Source organism: Streptomyces sp. NBC_01298, assembly GCF_035978755.1.
Classification (GTDB): Bacteria; Actinomycetota; Actinomycetes; order Streptomycetales; family Streptomycetaceae; genus Streptomyces.
Map to the genome: position 1 here is coordinate 42,165 of NZ_CP108415.1, position 15,760 is coordinate 57,924.

Sequence of the window (15,760 nt, forward strand, 5' to 3'; positions counted from 1 at the left end):
CGGGACGCAGGCTGGCCAGGAGTTCGCCATGTCCACCAACACCAGCCGCCGCGCCCGCCTGCGAAGCGCGTACACCGGCGAGCCGCACCAGACCGCCTTCCACCAGGTGCGCAGCCACCGCGGCCTCGTTCCTCAAGCCGCCAGTGATGCCCAGCGCGCTCTTGAAGCCCGCACGCTGTCCGCCCTCGTCGCAGAGTTCGGCGCCCATCACCCCGGCGCCCTCGGCGGTCCCTTCGCGCTGTCGTGGGTGGGCCCCCGAGAGGACTCACTCCTCCTCTCAATCGCCGAGCCCCACCGCGAGCGAGTACTGCGCCGCCTGCTCAGCCACCTGCCCACCAACCCGGCCGGCGGGCAGTATCCCGAGCCTCAGGGCGGACGAAGCACCGTGCTCGAGCTGACAGTAGGCGGGGGCGCGCTCCTCTTCCCGGCGGACCATCGCGAGGCCCTTGCCGCCGCGAAGGCAGCTGTACCGGCACCGTCAGCGCCGGCGTATCCAGCCTGGATGAACCGGCCTGACGGCCAGGGGGCAGCCAGTACCGTCCTGCGCCGCATCCGCCTGTTCGCCGAATCCGGCCTGCTGGACTTCAGCGAACACCTGCCGGCGCCCGGCATCCTGGACGGGCCGCACCCCGAACAGCTGCACGCTGCCGCCCGCCCGCGGATCATCTCGGTCTGCAACGCCAGTGGCGGCCACGGCTGTACCTCCCTCGCGGCCGGTCTGGCCGAGGCGCTCTCGCAGCAGGGGCACCGTGTCCTCCTCCTACGGACCGCCGTCGCCAGGACGGGGCAACGGTCGTGGGATGGCGATCACCAGAGCCACGGTCCCGATGCCCCGTCCCCACTTGGGGTGATGATCGAGGACCCAGCCGCCCATCTCCACCAGCCCCCTGGTTCTTCCCACACCTTCGCGAGCGTGTCGGTAGACCGAGACGGCGAGGAACAAGCACGCCAGCTCGCGCTCCTGCTGCGCCACCCTGACCTCGACGCCCGGTTCAGCCATGTCGTCATCGACGCCTCCCCCACCGGACTTCCGGCGGCCGCAGCATCCGGCGCGGACCTCGTTCTCGTGCCCTGGCGAAACGCGCCCACGAAGGCGCCCGGCTCCACGGTCACCGAGCGCCAGCTGACCGAACGCGGCGAGATCTGGACGTGGCTGTCAGACACTTACCAGCGCTGGTCACCGGGATCTCTGTCCGGCAAGGACGAGGAGCCCTCCGACCTCGACGAGGACGACAACCCCTTTGGCGCTGGAGACACCTACTCCCCCAGCGACCAGCACCTCGACGATCTCGAAGCCCGGATCCAAAAGCAGTTCCTGGACGAGGTGGAACCGTTCGCCGCCGACCGCTGGGGTGCGAGGTGGGCAGACGCACTAGCCGGATGGGCCGCTCACCTGCAGCGGGTGGAGAGCAGCCCCAGGGGGTGGGACACGGAGGCCGGCGCGGACGTCACCCGCGAACTATCCGCTGAGGAGCAGACCGCCGCTGCCGAAGCGAGGGTCGCGCAATCCGCCGGATGGTGTCTGGACGGCCTTCCCCCACTCCGCGGCCGGCACCGGTATGTGCTGGTGCCCACGACGGACAGGGCCGCGCAGCCCAGCCCGGAAATCCGCGCCGCCTGCGACACCCTGGGCCACGCCGTTGCTTCCACCGCCCTGCCGCTGATGAGCAACTACCCGACCAGCGGATCACAGGAGCGGTACCAGAGGGCGGTCGCGGGGCTCGCCGAGGAAGCCGTGGCACTGCTCCCCCGCTGAGTACCCGCCCACTCCGTCGGCCCGACGCGCGGCAACCCGCTGCGTGTGGTGTGCGCAGTCCCCCGCCGGAAGTACGCGACCGTCGGGGGATTGGGCAGAGGACGGTATGAGTGATACGCCAACCGGCTGTGGCCTGCAACGAGTAGCATCCGGCACCAACGCACATCCCCTTGAGGAGCGAGGACTGCCGTGGCCAGTGAACCGGTCAACACCCCGATCCAGAGCAAGTATGCGGAGCAGCTGGCCGCCGACCTCGCATCGAACCAGGCCGAGCAGGCGACGCTGACCGCCCGCCTGTCCCAGCTCCATGCCGAGGAGAAGTGGCTCACCGCGGCGATGGAGTCCATGCCGCCCGTGGGTGATGCCCCGGCACCCACGGGCGCCGATCTGGTGGCCGCCGCTCCGGTGGCCGTCGGCGTAGCGGAGGCTGCCGTGCCGAAGCCCCGGGCGAACAAGAAAGCCGACGGCGCGGGTCCGGCGAAGAAGACCGCGGCCAAGAAGACCGCCGAGGCCCCGGCCAAGAAGACGGCGGCCGCCAAGAAGGCCCCGGCGAAGAAGACCGCGGCCGCCAAGAATGCCGCGGCCACGGTTCCTGCAGTTGAGGAGGCCGTGAAGCCGTCGGAGCCCACCCTCGGGCAGCTCCTGTCGGACGTGCTCTCCCTGCAGCCTGGCGAGCCGAAGAAGGTGACCGAGATCCGCACCGAGCTGGAGGCCGCGCATCCCGAGCGCGCAAAGTCAGACCCCGTCGTCCGCGCCGCTCTGGAGAAGCTCGCGACGAAGGGCGTGCTCGAGAAGAGCAACCAGCAGGGCACCGTGTTCTACACGTGGCCGAAGGCCTCCGCTCCCGCGGCAGAGGTACCGGCGCAGGAGAACGCCGAGGCGGTCCCGGCCGGCGCCTGAGCGCAGCAGCCGGATCCTGGCGGCCGGGTTTGGTGCTTCAGCGCATTCCAGGGCGCGGAGCGCTCTGCGGGACCTGGCCGTCGTGGATGTGCCCGGACGGCTGGGCCTTGCGTGAGAGGCCTCCGACGGGTTCGGCCTCGGAGGGTGTGTGCTGGGCTCGTTCGCGTGACTGGGCGGTGATCTGCGCGATGCGGGCGGCTCGTCCCTCCGGGCCCGTCGGGGCGAGCCCCTTGATCCGGTCGAGTGCGTTGAGCGCTTCCAGCGTGCGGGGCTGGCTCACCGAGAGGTCGTCGAAGTGCTGCTCGGCGGCGGCATGGCGGGCGGATGCTGCGGCGACCTGCTCAGCGGTGACCGGGGGCTGCCCGAACTCCGCTGTCCCGCTCGCCAGCCGGCTGCTGAGCTCTTCCAGGGCCCGGCCGGTGTCGCCGACGGCCTGGTAGGCCTGCTGGTAGGAGTCGGGACCGAGGCCTGCGCGGTCCATGAGGCGTGTGCGCAGCTCGTACATGGCGGTCTGGGGGAAGTGCCGCTGCAGGGCGTTGCGGGCATGCTGGCGCTGCTCGGCCAGCACCTGGTCGATGCGTTGTTCGGCTGTGGTGACGTGCGCCATGAAGGCGTCGTGGTCGGCTTCGGTCTCGGCGACGGTCGTGCGGGGTGTGAGCGGCAGGGTGGCCTGCGCGGCGTCCACGACGGCCTGGTGCTTGGCCTGCACGGCGGCCGTCTCTGCCTCGGCCAGGACGGAGCCGTGCATGAGCACGCTGTGCCGGGCGTTGAGGTCCTTGAGTCTCTGCTCGAAGTAGTCGCGCGAGTCGACGGCTGCGGCTTCGGCGGGGTCGCGCGGCCGGGCGTTGAGCCATCCCACCCCCTGTGCCGCCGCATCTGCGGAGGCGGTGACCAGGCGGGTGTGCGCGCGGACCAGGTCGTCCATGTACATCTCGGCATCGCGGCGCGCGGCCGGCGAGCGGGCCCGCCAGGCGGCGGCCGCCTCGAGGTCGGTCAGCAGCCTGGGGTGGCCGGGCAGCGCCGTGGGCGGGCCGTCCGGGGCGGTCGGCTCAGTGCGGGCAGCCGATTCGGCGATGGCGGCGGTCAGCGCGTCGTGGGCCTCGCGTACGGAGGGGTTGTCCGGGTGGGGGCCGGGGCCCAGCCGTGCGAGCCGGTGCAGATAGGTCGCCGCGGCCTTGCGCACGGGGTGCTCGGGGTCGGGGTGGGTAGCGCTGACGTCGGCTGTCTCGGGCAGGCGGGTGGCGAGCTGGTTCAGGATGTTGTCCTGCGCGGGGAGCACGAGGGCGTGCAGCTGTCCGGCGGGGAAGGTGAGCAGTTCCAGGCGTTGGTAGGCCTGGAGGAGTTCGGGCACGTCGGTGCCCTGGGGTGACTGGGCGGTGGCGAGGGCGTCGAGGGTCTGGCGGGCTGCGGCGCGTGCCTGGTCGGGGCCTTCGGGCTGCGGGTCGGCGTACTGGGCCGTGAGGCGTTCGAGGACGGGGTCCGGGGGGACGGTGCCCAGGGCCAGGGCCCAGACCTCGCCGCCGCGTTGCCAGCCGAAGAGGGTCGGGGTGTCCGGCCGGTAGGGGGCGGGGTTGTCGGGTTCGACGAAGCGGATGCGGCGGTCGATCCACGCGGTGGCGTCCGCGTCGAGTTGCTCGCGCAGCGCGGCCGCGGCGTGCCGTACGGGTTCCTCCGGGCTCTGGGCGGCGGAATCGAGGTGCTGGAGGGTGTGCGCCCACAGTTCGCGTGGCGGCAGCACCTGCCATGTGGCGCCGTTGTCGGTGCTGATCCGGGCGGCGACGGCGAGGTTCTCCTCCTGCTCGTTGTCGAGGTACCAGCGCGCGGCCATGACGGGGTCGTTGATGAGCAGGGAGGGGCCGGGCTCGGCCGGCCACCAGGGGTTGGTGTAGGTGCTGGTGAGCGCGTACAGGCGGCTGGTCTCGGGCACGGTGCTGTCCTTCGGTCCGGGTGTCCGCTGTGGCCTTTCAGCGGGTGACGGTCGTGGCGGCGCGGCGCCGGGCGGCGGTGAGGACGGTCAGGGCGGTGGCGGCCCCGGCCAGGGGCAGCGTGGCGGCGGCGAGCGGGTGGGCGGCGAGGGCGCCTGCCAGGGCGGTTCCGGAGGCCGTTCCCACGCCGAGGGACAAGATCATCCAGGCGTACGTCTCGGTGATGTTCCCGGCGGGTGCGAGACGGTCCGCAGTCATGAAGGAGCTGGTGATCACGACGGGGAGGAAGAGGCCCGGGAGGAGGGCGAGGGCGATGGCCGGGTGGGGGCCGGGAAGGGTGAGCAGGGGCAGCCAGGCGGCGGCGAAGGCGGCGGTGCCGGCCAGGAGGTGGGAGACGGTGGATCCCGGCCAGGGCCGTCGGCCGTAGAGGAGGCCTCCGATCAGTGAGCCCGCGGCGTAGGCGCCGGGGATGAGGCCGGTGAGCATGTCCATCTGGTGGCGCTCGGCCATTCCCACGGCCCAGACGGTTACCGCGCCGTTGGCGACGCCGACGCCGGCCAGGGCGAACAGAAGCTGGAGCAGCGCGCGGTTGTGCAGGGCGCTGCGGGTGCCGTGGTGCTTGGCGGGGGAACTCCAGGCCCGGGAAGGCGCGGAGGTCAAGACGATGAGGGAGCCGGTGACTCCGGTGGCGGCGGTGGCGGCCAGGGCGGTCCCCGGGCCGTACTGGCTGGCGAGGAAAGCGGCCAGGAGGGGGCCGGTCACGAACAGCAGGCCCTGGCTGCCGGTGTCGGCGGCCAGTGCGGCCCGGCGCTGGCCCGGGTCGGGCAGCACGCTCGACCACAGCGCGCGCAGGCCTGCCTCCAGCGGGGGCGTGCAGGAGCCCGCGAGGGCGACGAGGGCGGTGGCGAGCACCGGCTGGGACTGGGCGCTGACCGTTGCGAGGGTGAGCAGGCTCAGGGCGTTGATGAAGGCGGCCGGGCCCGAGACCCGGGTCTGTCCGTAGCAGTCCAGCAGGCGGCCCTTGACCGGCTGGGAGAGGGCGGAGGCCAGGATGTAGAGGGCGCTGAGGATGCCGCCGAAGGCGACGGAGCCGCCGGAGTGCGTGATGAGGAGGACGAGTGCGGCGGGGGCCATGCTGTTGGGCAGGCGGCCCAGGAGCGTTCCGGCGAGGAGCCGGGCGACGTGCGGGGTGGCCATCACGTCTTTGAGGGCGGTGGGCGGGGCCGGGGCCGGGCGGCGGCCGGTGAGAGTCATCTGGGACAACGGAGTGGCTCCGGTGGAGTGGTGAGCGGGGTCGCTGCGGGTCGGCGCAGTGGCGGGGAGGGGTGGCCTGCCCGTGCCCTGCGGGTGGCTTCGGGCTCCGACCGGGGTGCGGAGCCCGAAGCGCAAGGTCGGCGTCAGCCGCTGTGGGTGCGGGCGAGGCGGCGCCGGTTTCCGGCCCACACGGCCGTGCCTCCGGCCGCGAGGAGCACGCCGCCGGCCGCGATCAGCCAGGTGGTGCTGGAGGCGCCGGTGTGGGCGAGCTGTCCGGAAGGGGCCGGCGGCTGGGCGGCCGGGGGTTTGGCCGCGGGCGGCGGTGTGGTGGGGGGTGGGCTGATCGGGGTGGGGGACTTGGTGTCGGCGAGGGTGACGGTGACCTGGGCGCCGGGCTTGGCGGTGAACTGCTGGGCGGCGGCGTCCGCCTCGTACCCGGCGGGCGGCTTGGCTTCGGTGGCCCAGTAGGTGGTGCCGTTCTTGAGGGTCACGTCGAGCTTGAGCTTGGCCGTGCCGTCCTTGCCGGTGGTGAGCTGCGTGAGCTCCTTGCCCTTGGTGTGCTTGCCGGACGCGTCGACGGTGTCGGCGTTGATGGCGATGACCGCTCCGGCCAGCGGCTTGCCGGTGGCCTTGTCGATCTTCTTGACCAGCAGCTCGCCCTGCTTGAACGGGTCGACGATCGTGATCGGGTTGGCGGCCGCGGTCTTGCCCTCGGTGATGGTGATGTCCTGGTCGGGCACCGTGGCGTGCAGGGGGCTGCCGCTGTCGGTCTCGCGCAGCCGGTAGGTGCCCGGGGCGAGGTTGTCGAAGACCAGCACGCCGTCGGCGCCGGTCTTGCCCTCGGCGACTGTCTTGCCGGTGGCCGGGTCGAGGAGCTGGAAGGAGGTTCCGGCCAGGGCCTCGCCGCCCGGGTCCTTCTTGCGGATGGTGACACCGCCCGGCGCGGCGGTGACCTTGATGGCCGTCTGGTCCTTGGCCGTGGTGGTGTCGCCCGCCAGGAGCATCCGCTGGGCGGTGTCGTCGCGGGGGGCCAGGACCTTGAGCTGGGAGCCGGGCAGCCCGTCGGCCTCGGCGCCCACGGTGGTGGTCCCCTTGGCGTCGGCGGTGAACTCCCAGGTGGCCGTCCCGTCCTGGCCGGTGGTGACCTGCCCCTTCTCGCCGTCCGTGCCGGACTCGGTGAGGCGGACCTTCACCCCGGGCACCTTGGTCCCCGAGAGCGTGGCGGTGACGGTGGCCGTGACCGCGACCTTCTTGCCCGCCGGGGTCTCGGTGACCTTCGGCGTGAGGGTCAGGCGGTAGGGGCCCGCGTACTTCTTGGCTTCTTCCAGGTAGTCGGCGGCCAGGGTCCGGGCCGTGGACGACACGTTCGGGTAGCCGAGGCGCTGCTTGCCGCGGGCGCCGTCGATGCCATAGGCGCCGCCGGCCAGCCACTCGTAGACGACCGCGTCGACTGCGGCCGCCTGGGCGGCGTTCTGGGTCTGGCCGTACTTGCCGACGATGTAGGAGGCGTAGGCGAGGTGGGCGTCGGGGACCTGTTTGCCTGTGACGGAGGAGGTCCAGTGCTCGACGGTGGCCGGGCCGCTGTACCCGCCCGCGGCGTCGGGCCCCTTGCGCTCGGGGTCGGCGCAGTAGGTCTCCCACTGGCCGTAGACCGTCATGCCCGGGGGGCCGTAGGCACCGATGTGGGAAGTGGCGGCGTTGCCGTCGCTGTCGGGGATCGCGTAGCCGGGGCCGTACTTGTCCGACTGGGCGGGGGCGGCCGCCGCCGACCAGGACAGGGTGCCGGCTGCTGCGGCGGCGATGGTGATGGCGGTCAGGCGCGTTGTCGCGCGGGCGAGAGGTGCGTGCATGGGGAGAGGGGGCTCCTTGTGCTGGTGGCGGGATGCGCAGGGTCCGGACGCGAGAGCGCCCGCCCGGACTGGCTGGACGGAGGGCCCGGGCGGGCGCTGAGGGTGGGACGCGCCGTGGTCGCTACGGGCGTCTGCGGCCGGCTAGCAGGGGCGCGCGGAGAGCGTCTCGCCGAGGCCGGCGGTCACGGTCAGACACGGGCGGTACTTGAGCGGGCACTGGTTCATCGTGGGGCTCCTTGAGAAGGGGCGACGTGTGGTCGGACAGCAGTGATCTCAGCAGGGACGCCCCTGCTCCGCCAGGGACATTTAGGGGCATAGTCCGCTTATCCCTAGGGGTGGGAAAGGAGTTGGCCCCGCGGTCTCGGTGGCGGGAGAAACCCGGCGGCCGCCACTGGCGGCGGTCCGTCGTACGGACCGTGCGTGTTGGTCGGCAGATGGACACGAGGCCCGCTCCGGACGGGGAGCGGGCCTCGCGTGCGCGGCTGCCTGCGAACGGTCGGCCGCTGGCGGGAAGTCACAGTCAGCAGGCGGGGTCCTCGGGGATGCACGTGTGGATGTCCTCCTCGGGGTGGTGCATCAGGTCGCTGCGGACCCATCCCGTCACGCCCGTCCGGTCGATGCGGAGCTTGTACCAGGACTGGCCGCCCACGTACGCGGAGTCCCAGGTGGTACAGCCCCAGCCGCGGTAGGCGACGCCGTTGATGCGGGCGCCGGTCGACGGGCTGGAGCGGACGTTGGCGGCGGAGGCGGTGATGTAGCAGCCGCCGGCCGCGCTCGCGGAGGTCGCGGTGACCAGGCCGCCGGCGGTCAGCGCGAGGGCGACGGAGGCGGTCGCGGCCATGCGGGTGCGCATCTTCATGGTGATGGTCTCCTGGGTGAGAGGGGTGTTGGGAGGCTGTTCATGGGGAGCCTGTGGGCCCGGAGTGCGGGCGAACGGCGCGAGGGCGGTGCGGTGTCAGGGCCCGGCACGGTCATCTGAGGGGTGGTCCCGGCGTGCGGGACCGGGCCGCGTCGGGGCCACTCAGGCCGTGGCCGCGGCCGCCGAGGGGCGCAGGGACATGCGGGTGCTGAGCAGCAGCGTGCACAGGGCGGCGGCGAGCAGGGGTACGGCGAAGTGGCCGCCGAGGGGCCCTGCGAGGGCGGTGCCGGCTGCCAGGCCCAGGCGCATGGCGCTGGAGAGCCAGCCGACGGCCTCGGTGGAGGTGCCGGGAGGGGCCAGGGAGGTCAGGGTGAGGCTGGCCACCGTGAGCAGCGGCACGAACAGGGCGCCCGGGAGCATGGCCGCGGCCAGGAGCAGCGGGGCGGGCAGCGGGGCGAGCAGCGGGAGCCAGCAGGCCGCGTACAGGGCGGCGATGAGGGCCAGGTGGCGGGGGCGGGGGGCGGTTGAGGGCTGGAAGCGGGCGAAGAGGATGCCGCCGAGGATTCCGGCGGCGGAGAACGTCGCGGGCAGGGCGCCGGCCAGCCAGGCCGCGTTCTGCTGCTCGGCGGAGGCGATCCCGGCGACGTCGAGGGCGCCCACGGTGGCTCCGAGGAAGACCAGGGCGGCCAGCAGCGGGCGCATGGCGGGCGGGCGTAGCGCGCCGAGCCGGTCGGGGTTGCGGGATTCGGCGCGCCAGGTGCGGGCGGGGTGGGCGGTGGCGAAGGCGAGGGATCCGGCGAGGGTCGCGGCGGCGGCCAGGGCGAGGGCGGCGGCCGGGGAGACCGCGCCGGCCAGGGCGATGGCGAGGGCGGGGCCGGTGACGTAGACGATTTCCTGGGTGGAGGAGTCCAGGGTGTAGGCAGTGCGTACGTGGGCGTCGTCGGGGAGCACGGTGGGCCACAGGGAGCGCAGTCCACCCTCCAGGGGCGGGCATCCGGCGCCCGCCAGCAGGACGCACACGGCGGTCAGCGGGAGGTTGGCGGTGCCCGCGAGGGCGAGCACGCTCAGTGCCGCGGCGACCAGGCCCGCGCCGAGGTAGATGGGAAAGGGCAGGCCGCGGTGGTCGGCGATGCGGCCCAGCAGCGGCAGTCCCAGTGCGGGGGCAATGCCGTACAGCGCGGCCAGGACGCTCGCGGTGGCCAGGGAGTGGCCGTCGGCCTGCGCCGCGAGGATCAGTGCGACGGGTGCCATGCCCAGCGAGAGGCGGCCGGTGACGGAGGCGATGAGCAGGCGGCTGCAATATCGGTGGCGCAGTACGGCCCGGAAGGACGGCGGAGTGCCGGCTGGCGCAGGCGCGGGCGCGCGGGCAGGGGCAGGGGCAGGTGCGGGCGTGGGCGCGGGGTGGGTGAGGCGGCGGAAGTCGGACGCCTTCGGGAAGGGCCCCCGGGCCGGAGTCGTGTGCGCAACGGCGCGGGCCGGAGCGGGCATCGGGTGGGCCGGGCGGCGGAAGTCCGTCGCCTTCGGAAAGGGCCCGCGCGCCGAGGCGGTGCGGGGGACGTCGCGGACCTGCGCGTGGGCCATCAGCTGCCTGCCTCGGTGCGGGGGTGGGCCTGTCGGTTGAGGCCGCCCGCACGCCGAGGCGCTCATGGCTGGCGCGCGGCGTGCGGGCGGCGGCAGCGGGGTCGGGGGGCTCATCCGCTGTGTCGGCAAGCCCAACAGGGCCGTGGCCGGGCTTCAACGCCGCTTCCCCGCCTGCGGGCGGCCGTGGTGGCTGCGTCCCAGCTTCTGGTGCTGCCACCGGCGCCGTCGGTCCGCCACGTGACACCGGGCCCGGGCCCGGCCGCCCCGGGGGCGGTTCGCTTCCCAGGGCCCGCAGAAGGCGTCGCGGCTGAGGGGGCCGGGGTGCGGGCGGCTATCGGATGTGGCGGTGGCCAGGCTGCTGGCTGCCGAGGGACTCGGACTGGGCGTGTGGCAGCTGTGCGGTGGTGTCCGGGGTGTGGGAGGCGCGCCGCTGTGACTCTGCCGCGATCTGCCGGGCCCGGTCCATGAAGTGGCTGAAGGCGGCTACCGGTGGCGAGAGCGGCGTCTGTGCAGTTGCCGGGCTGGCGGTGGCCGGGGGTTGGTGGAGTAGTGCGCTGAGGGTCTCGCCGCTGACTCTGCCGTTCCTCTCCAGGAGCGCGCCGGCGGCGAGGATGGCCGCCCAGTGGCGGTCACGCAGCGCCAGGGCGGTGGTCTGCGCCTGCCGGAGCTGTTCTGGAGCTGCCCCTGTTGCCGCGGCCGCCGCGTAGTCGTGGCTCGCCAGGGCCTCCACCGCGGAGTCTCTCAACGGACTCCACAGCTGCTGCTCGTGGAGCCACCGCTGCTGGGCGGCGGCCCCTCCGTACAGCAGGGTGAGGTGGGCATCGAGCGAGTCCCACCTGAGCTCCGTGTACGCGGAGGCCTCGTCCCCGGATGTGGTCTTGGTCGGGGCGATCACGCACTCGGAGACGGAGGCCTTGCCCGTGGCCAGGGCGACGATGGCGTGCCCGGCTTCGTGGAGAGCGGTGAAGCGGCGCCAGAGGGAATCGTCGAACTGCAGGGCCTGCTCTACCGTCATGCGCCCCCGTGCTTGGGGGGCCGCTTGGGCCGGATCCTTGTCCGCTGCCATCGTCGGGTAGGGGCGGCGGCGGGTGGCTCAGCCGGCCAGGTTGACCAGTCCGTCGTTGCGGACCCATCCCTTGGTCCCCTTGGGGATCCCGGACGTGGAGCGCTGCGAGAGCTGGCTGTAGTTCCAGTCGCCCCGGCTGCACAGGACGGTGAGCTTGTCTCCTCGGTAGAGGTAGCCCTTGCTGGCGTAGCCGGTGCCCGGGCCGCTGCGGTAGTTCCAGGCGTTCTTGCTCACCGAGGCGCCGAAGTTGGGCCAGTTGACGGTGCACTGGCTGTTCTCTCCGACGGCGTGGGCGGCCGGGGCGGTGGTCACGGTCAGGGTGGCGGCCGCGGCCATGGCCAGGGCGGCGGGGACAACGGAGCGGATCGCGGTACGGCGGAGCATCGGCGGGGCCTTTCAACGGGGACGTCGCGGACGGGCGGGGCGCAGCCGATGCTGGGCGCGGTGCCCGGCCCGATCGCGGGTGTCCAGTGGCTTGTCCCGTCTGCCGGGTCGGCGACTTCGCCGGGTGTCCCGTCGTGCGGGCTCGGGCGGATGCCGGGGCCTGTGGCCGCCGCCGGACGCGGCCCGGCGCCCTCGGGACGGAGGTCCGCGGGGCGGGAGCCGGAAGGGGTTGGCGCACCGTGTTCTCCCGCCCTGCGGTGCCCACGGCCGCCATCACGCCCACGACGGCGCGGGCCGGGCGTAGATGGGATGCCCCCTTGCCGTCGACCTGCGTGGAGCCGCTGACGTGAGCGCACACCCTGCCCCGATCCCGCTGGATGCGGGTCTGGCCATCGAGGATCTGCCGTCGGACACAGCCGCGGACGTCGGCCGGCTCCACGCTCTGGCCTCTGTCATGCGCGACGAGCGAGAACAGGTGCTCGGCTTTCCCGGGAACCTCGACTTCTCGCTGGAGGAGCTCGCGCCGCTGCTCGGCATGCTGTTCAACAACGTCGGAGACCCGGACTGCCGCGATGCCTCCGACATCGGCGCCAAGCTGTACGAGCTCGCCGTGCTGGAGTACGTCACCCGTCTCGCGGGCGCGCTGCCGTCCGACGTCTACGGGTACGTCGCGTCCTCCTCCAGCGAGGCTCTCCTGCACGGGCTCGCCGCAGCCCGCCGCCGCATGCCCGACGCCCCGGTGTACGCCTCCGACCAGGCGCACTACAGCATCGGCCGTGCGTGCGAGCTGCTGCGCATGGAGCTGGTGACCGTGGCGTCGCTGCCCGACGGATCGATGGACGCCGCCGATCTGCGCCTGCAGGTCCTGCTGCGGCGCGGCACGGCCGGCGGCGCGATCGTGGCGGCGACCTGCGGGACGACGATGCGCGGCGCGGTCGACGACATCGCCGCGCTGCGTGGTGCGGCCGCCGCGGCCGGCCCGGTCCATGTGCATGTCGACGCGGCCGCAGGCGGGTTGGTCGCCGCGCACACCAGCCCGCAGCCCAGCTGGTCATTCGCGCACGGCGCCGACAGCCTGAACATCTCCGGCCACAAGATCCTCGGCCTGCCGGTGCCCGCCGGGATCTCCCTGACCCGGCGCGAGCTGATGCCGCAGGTCATGGGCGGCGAGTACGTCGGGACGGCCGACCGCACCCTGGCCTGCTCGCGCTCAGGCCTGGCGTCGCTGCTGATGTGGGCACGGCTGCGATCGCTGGGGCGCAGCGGCATGGCCGCGCTGGTGATGCGCTGTCAGGACGTCGCCGCCTACGCGGTGGACCGGCTGGAGGAGGCCGGGGTCCGTCCGGAGCGGGTGCACGGTTCGCTGACGGTCACCTTCGACCGGCCGCCCGCGTGGGTCGTTCAGAAGTGGCATCTGGCGTGTGCCGGGCCGATCGCGCACCTCGTCGCGGTCGGTCACGTCACCCGCGCGGCCGTCGATGAGCTCGCCGCCGATCTGGCCGGGGCCCGCTGGGAGGCCGCCGCGTGACGCCTGCCGTGCCGCTTCCCGCTTCCTTGCTCGCCCTGTCGGTCAAGGTCGGGGACATGATGGACCACACCCCGGAGTCCGCCTACGCGCACCTGCGCGACACCCGGCCGAGCTGGTTCCTCACCCCGCCCGGCGAGGGAGGCATCAGCATCGTGCACTGGCCGATGACCGAGGGGCAGGTCGTCTACCGCGACCAGTGGTGGATCCTGCTGCAGGACCCGGTCGTCTTCCCCGACGGAACGCCGGGCCGCTACCTGCGCATGCTTGCGCCCCATACCGACCCCGCAGTGGCCGTGCTGCCGGTGCTGGACGAGGGGAAGGTGGTGCTCATCGAGCACTTCCGGCATGCCACCCGGTCCTGGCACTGGGAGATCCCCCGCGGCGGCGGCAGTCCCGGCCTCGACGGCGAGGAGAACGCCGCCAAGGAGCTCCAGGAAGAAGTCGGCGCCTCGCCACGTGAGCTGATCAGCCTGGGAACCCTCCATCCCGACACCGGGATTCTCGCCAGCGAGGTCGAGCTGTACGCCGCGCGGATCGACGCGGTCGGCGACCTGGAGAGCGGTGAAGGGGTCCGTCGCGCGCGGACCGTCTCCTTCGCGGAGGCCGAACAGATGGCAGAAAGCGGCCGGATCACGGACGCCTTCACCATCGCCGCGCTTTTCAGGGCCCGCCGCGCGGGACTTGCCGCTTGACCGGCTGAGCAGGTACCAGGCGGCGGGGCCCGGTCCGGTGCCGGGCCGCGAGATCGAAGCAGGCGGCGCACGGGGTGAGCACGGCGAACACGGCCAGTCCCGCCTTCCCTGCCATGGCCAGCAGCGCGGCCGCCACGGTGGCCACGGTCAGCAGCCCGAGAAGAACGGCCGCCGTACCGCCGTTGCCTGTGTCGGGCCGTACGGCCACCAGGCCCCGGCCTGCCGCCACCACGGCTGCCGAGGCCGACAGCGCGGCCGCGGACCCCGCCAGTGCCATGACGGCCAGGGCAAGGCGGGGCAGACCGCGCCGGACCAACGGCGCCACCAGCAGGGTGAGGACGCGGGTCACGGCTGCATACCGAGCGGGCCGGACTGCTGCAGATTCAGGCCGTGGTCGTGGAGGACAGACGGCAGCAGCACCTGCCCTGTGGCCGGTGCCGCAGTGGCGGCCATGATCTGCTCCACCCGCCGCCGGATCGCGTCCTCGTCCAGCCCGGCCTTGAGACTCTCCCCCACGGGCAGATGAGGGACGACGGTGTCCCGCACTGCTGTCAGGAGGGCAAGCTCGCCGGGGGTCGCCTTCCGCCGGTGCGCCGGGATGGGCTCCTGCTGCAGATAGCTGATCTGCCCGTCCAGAGCCGTCAGCGCCCGCTCGTGGGTTCCGAAAGCATCGGCCAGACGCCGCGCGGGCACCTGGAGCGCGATCTCACGCAGGTCTCCTGGCACCTCGTGGGGAACGGATAGGGGGGCGGCCAGGCGGCCCAATGCATCGTGGACCATGTCGATCCGGCCCTGCCACGCGGTCAGGTAGACGGACTCGGCATGCAGCCGCTCCGGGTCGGCGAAGTACGCCGTGTCGTCCTCGGCCGTCGCCGCGGCGCGGCGCGTCGAGACCGCTTCCAGGGCGTGACGGGCGGTGAGCGAGACCTGCCGCCATGCCTGTGCCGGTGCGCTGGCCTCCAGCGAACGGGCGGGCGCGGGAAACACGTTGCGCAGCAGATCCGCTTCCTCGGTGCGTCCGGAGTAGAAGGCGGCGGTGTAGGAGCGGACGGTCTGACGGGCCTGCGCCAGCTGGGCGGTGCGGGCCGCGTCGAGAGCCGGGCCGGGAGCGTGGAGGGGGCCGCCGGCTATCCGGAGGTCGCGAAGGTGATCGCTGATGTCGGGCTCGAGGACGGCGCGCAGCTGCTGCGCGGGGGCGTCGCGCAGCGCGATCTGGTCGAGCAGCCAGTCCGCTCCCGCCCTCAAAGCGGGGACGGCCGCAGCCAGGGGCTGGATGGTCCTCCAGTCCGCGACCAGGTCGGCGCGGGTGCGGTGCGGTGCGTGCATCCGGTCGATCAGGTCCGCGAGCTTCAGGCTGGTGCGCACGATGAGCTCGTCCGTGGCCGGGCCGTCGTCGCCCGCGAGCTCGCGGGCGGCGGAGAGCACAGCGGTCAGGGGGACATCGGCCAGCGCGCGCATGTGGCAGGTCCAGGCGGCGGCCGCGGCCGCCCATCCCGCCTCCATGCTCTGCGGCCCCGGGGCGAAGCGGCGCGAGAACCAGCGGCTGATCGCCTGAAGGAGCTCGGCGTCGCCGGACGCGGAATCCCGCAGCAGGCGGGCCGCCAACTCGCCGGGCGTGTGCTCGGCCGGGGCCTGCCCGGTGGTGACCAGGGCCAGTTGCCCCTCTCCGTCGTCCAGCTCCAGCCACCTCAGCAGAGCCTCGCGCCGCCCCTGGCAGACCTGCAGAACGGATACGCCCTCCCCCGTCGACCGCGTACGGAGCAGGCCGGTCTCCCCCACCACGGGTGCCGGTGCTTCCTCCCAGGTGACCAGGTCGAGACCGGTGTCGGTCTCGACCAGAGCGACGGCATCGGGTCCGGCGGCGGCCAGGAGAGAGGACAGGTCCTCGGGCAGGGGGGAGGTGGGCTCGCTCATCGAGGGACTTTCTGCTCGGCGGTGGGGGCGCCGCGCGGGTCCGGGAACGGG

General features: G+C 73.3%; 13 protein-coding genes. 4 read left to right on the forward strand and 9 right to left on the reverse strand.

Going from position 1 to position 15,760, the window contains the following annotated elements; genetic code table 11:
- Positions 1-28: 28 nt before the first annotated feature.
- Together OG730_RS41455 and OG730_RS41460 are read left to right on the forward strand one after the other, a co-directional pair.
- Positions 29-1,756, forward strand: coding sequence for a hypothetical protein (locus OG730_RS41455; protein ID WP_327309737.1), 1,728 nt, complete (start codon positions 29-31; stop codon positions 1,754-1,756).
- Positions 1,757-1,945: 189 nt separating this feature from the next.
- Entirely contained in the window at positions 1,946-2,656 is a 711-nt protein-coding gene (locus tag OG730_RS41460) for a hypothetical protein (RefSeq protein ID WP_327309736.1), read from the forward strand.
- Between the two features lie 37 nt (positions 2,657-2,693).
- Here the strand turns inward: OG730_RS41460 and OG730_RS41465 are convergent, their stop codons facing one another.
- From OG730_RS41465 to OG730_RS41495, 7 genes are all read right to left on the reverse strand, one after another.
- Entirely contained in the window at positions 2,694-4,583 is a 1,890-nt protein-coding gene (locus tag OG730_RS41465; protein ID WP_327309735.1) for a hypothetical protein, read from the reverse strand.
- A gap of 37 nt (positions 4,584-4,620) precedes the next feature.
- Complete coding sequence (locus OG730_RS41470) at positions 4,621-5,835, reverse strand: MFS transporter (protein ID WP_327309734.1); 1,215 nt, start codon at positions 5,833-5,835, stop codon at positions 4,621-4,623.
- 143 nt (positions 5,836-5,978) lie between these two features.
- On the reverse strand, positions 5,979-7,685 hold the full coding sequence (locus tag OG730_RS41475) for an MSCRAMM family protein (RefSeq protein WP_327309733.1): 1,707 nt from the start codon (positions 7,683-7,685) through the stop codon (positions 5,979-5,981).
- Positions 7,686-8,205: 520 nt separating this feature from the next.
- On the reverse strand, positions 8,206-8,544 hold the full coding sequence (locus tag OG730_RS41480; protein WP_327309732.1) for an SH3 domain-containing protein: 339 nt from the start codon (positions 8,542-8,544) through the stop codon (positions 8,206-8,208).
- Positions 8,545-8,706: 162 nt separating this feature from the next.
- Complete coding sequence (locus OG730_RS41485; protein WP_327309731.1) at positions 8,707-10,125, reverse strand: MFS transporter; 1,419 nt, start codon at positions 10,123-10,125, stop codon at positions 8,707-8,709.
- A 331-nt stretch (positions 10,126-10,456) separates the two neighbouring features.
- The gene (locus OG730_RS41490) at positions 10,457-11,140 is read right to left on the reverse strand and encodes a hypothetical protein (protein ID WP_327309730.1); all 684 of its coding nucleotides are present in this window, start codon (positions 11,138-11,140) and stop codon (positions 10,457-10,459) included.
- A 78-nt stretch (positions 11,141-11,218) separates the two neighbouring features.
- Positions 11,219-11,575, reverse strand: a complete 357-nt coding sequence (locus OG730_RS41495; protein WP_327309729.1) for an SH3 domain-containing protein — start codon at positions 11,573-11,575, stop codon at positions 11,219-11,221.
- Between the two features lie 346 nt (positions 11,576-11,921).
- Between OG730_RS41495 and OG730_RS41500 the strand changes: the two genes are divergently transcribed.
- A complete protein-coding gene (locus tag OG730_RS41500) occupies positions 11,922-13,103 on the forward strand; it encodes a pyridoxal-dependent decarboxylase (RefSeq protein WP_327309728.1) in 1,182 nt (393 codons plus the stop codon).
- A complete protein-coding gene (locus OG730_RS41505) occupies positions 13,100-13,795 on the forward strand; it encodes an NUDIX hydrolase (protein WP_327309727.1) in 696 nt (231 codons plus the stop codon). Before OG730_RS41500 ends, OG730_RS41505 begins: the two co-directional genes overlap by 4 nt.
- Here OG730_RS41505 and OG730_RS41510 read toward each other — a convergent pair.
- Complete coding sequence (locus tag OG730_RS41510) at positions 13,764-14,144, reverse strand: hypothetical protein (RefSeq protein WP_327309726.1); 381 nt, start codon at positions 14,142-14,144, stop codon at positions 13,764-13,766. The two genes, OG730_RS41505 and OG730_RS41510, sit on opposite strands and share 32 nt — an antisense overlap.
- Complete coding sequence (locus OG730_RS41515) at positions 14,141-15,709, reverse strand: hypothetical protein (RefSeq protein WP_327309725.1); 1,569 nt, start codon at positions 15,707-15,709, stop codon at positions 14,141-14,143. The genes OG730_RS41510 and OG730_RS41515 overlap by 4 nt, the downstream gene beginning before the upstream one ends.
- Positions 15,710-15,760 lie beyond the last annotated feature (51 nt).

Excerpts from the sequence above, each read along its gene's own strand:
- OG730_RS41480 (WP_327309732.1), bottom strand. The coding sequence starts at position 8,544 with ATGAAGATGCGCACCCGCATGGCCGCGACCGCCTCCGTCGCCCTCGCG.
- OG730_RS41490 (WP_327309730.1), bottom strand. The coding sequence starts at position 11,140 with ATGACGGTAGAGCAGGCCCTGCAGTTCGACGATTCCCTCTGGCGCCGC.
- OG730_RS41455 (WP_327309737.1), top strand. The coding sequence starts at position 29 with ATGTCCACCAACACCAGCCGCCGCGCCCGCCTGCGAAGCGCGTACACC.
- OG730_RS41515 (WP_327309725.1), bottom strand. The coding sequence starts at position 15,709 with ATGAGCGAGCCCACCTCCCCCCTGCCCGAGGACCTGTCCTCTCTCCTG.
- OG730_RS41470 (WP_327309734.1), bottom strand. The coding sequence starts at position 5,835 with ATGACTCTCACCGGCCGCCGCCCGGCCCCGGCCCCGCCCACCGCCCTC.
- OG730_RS41495 (WP_327309729.1), bottom strand. The coding sequence starts at position 11,575 with ATGCTCCGCCGTACCGCGATCCGCTCCGTTGTCCCCGCCGCCCTGGCC.
- OG730_RS41475 (WP_327309733.1), bottom strand. The coding sequence starts at position 7,685 with ATGCACGCACCTCTCGCCCGCGCGACAACGCGCCTGACCGCCATCACC.
- OG730_RS41485 (WP_327309731.1), bottom strand. The coding sequence starts at position 10,125 with ATGGCCCACGCGCAGGTCCGCGACGTCCCCCGCACCGCCTCGGCGCGC.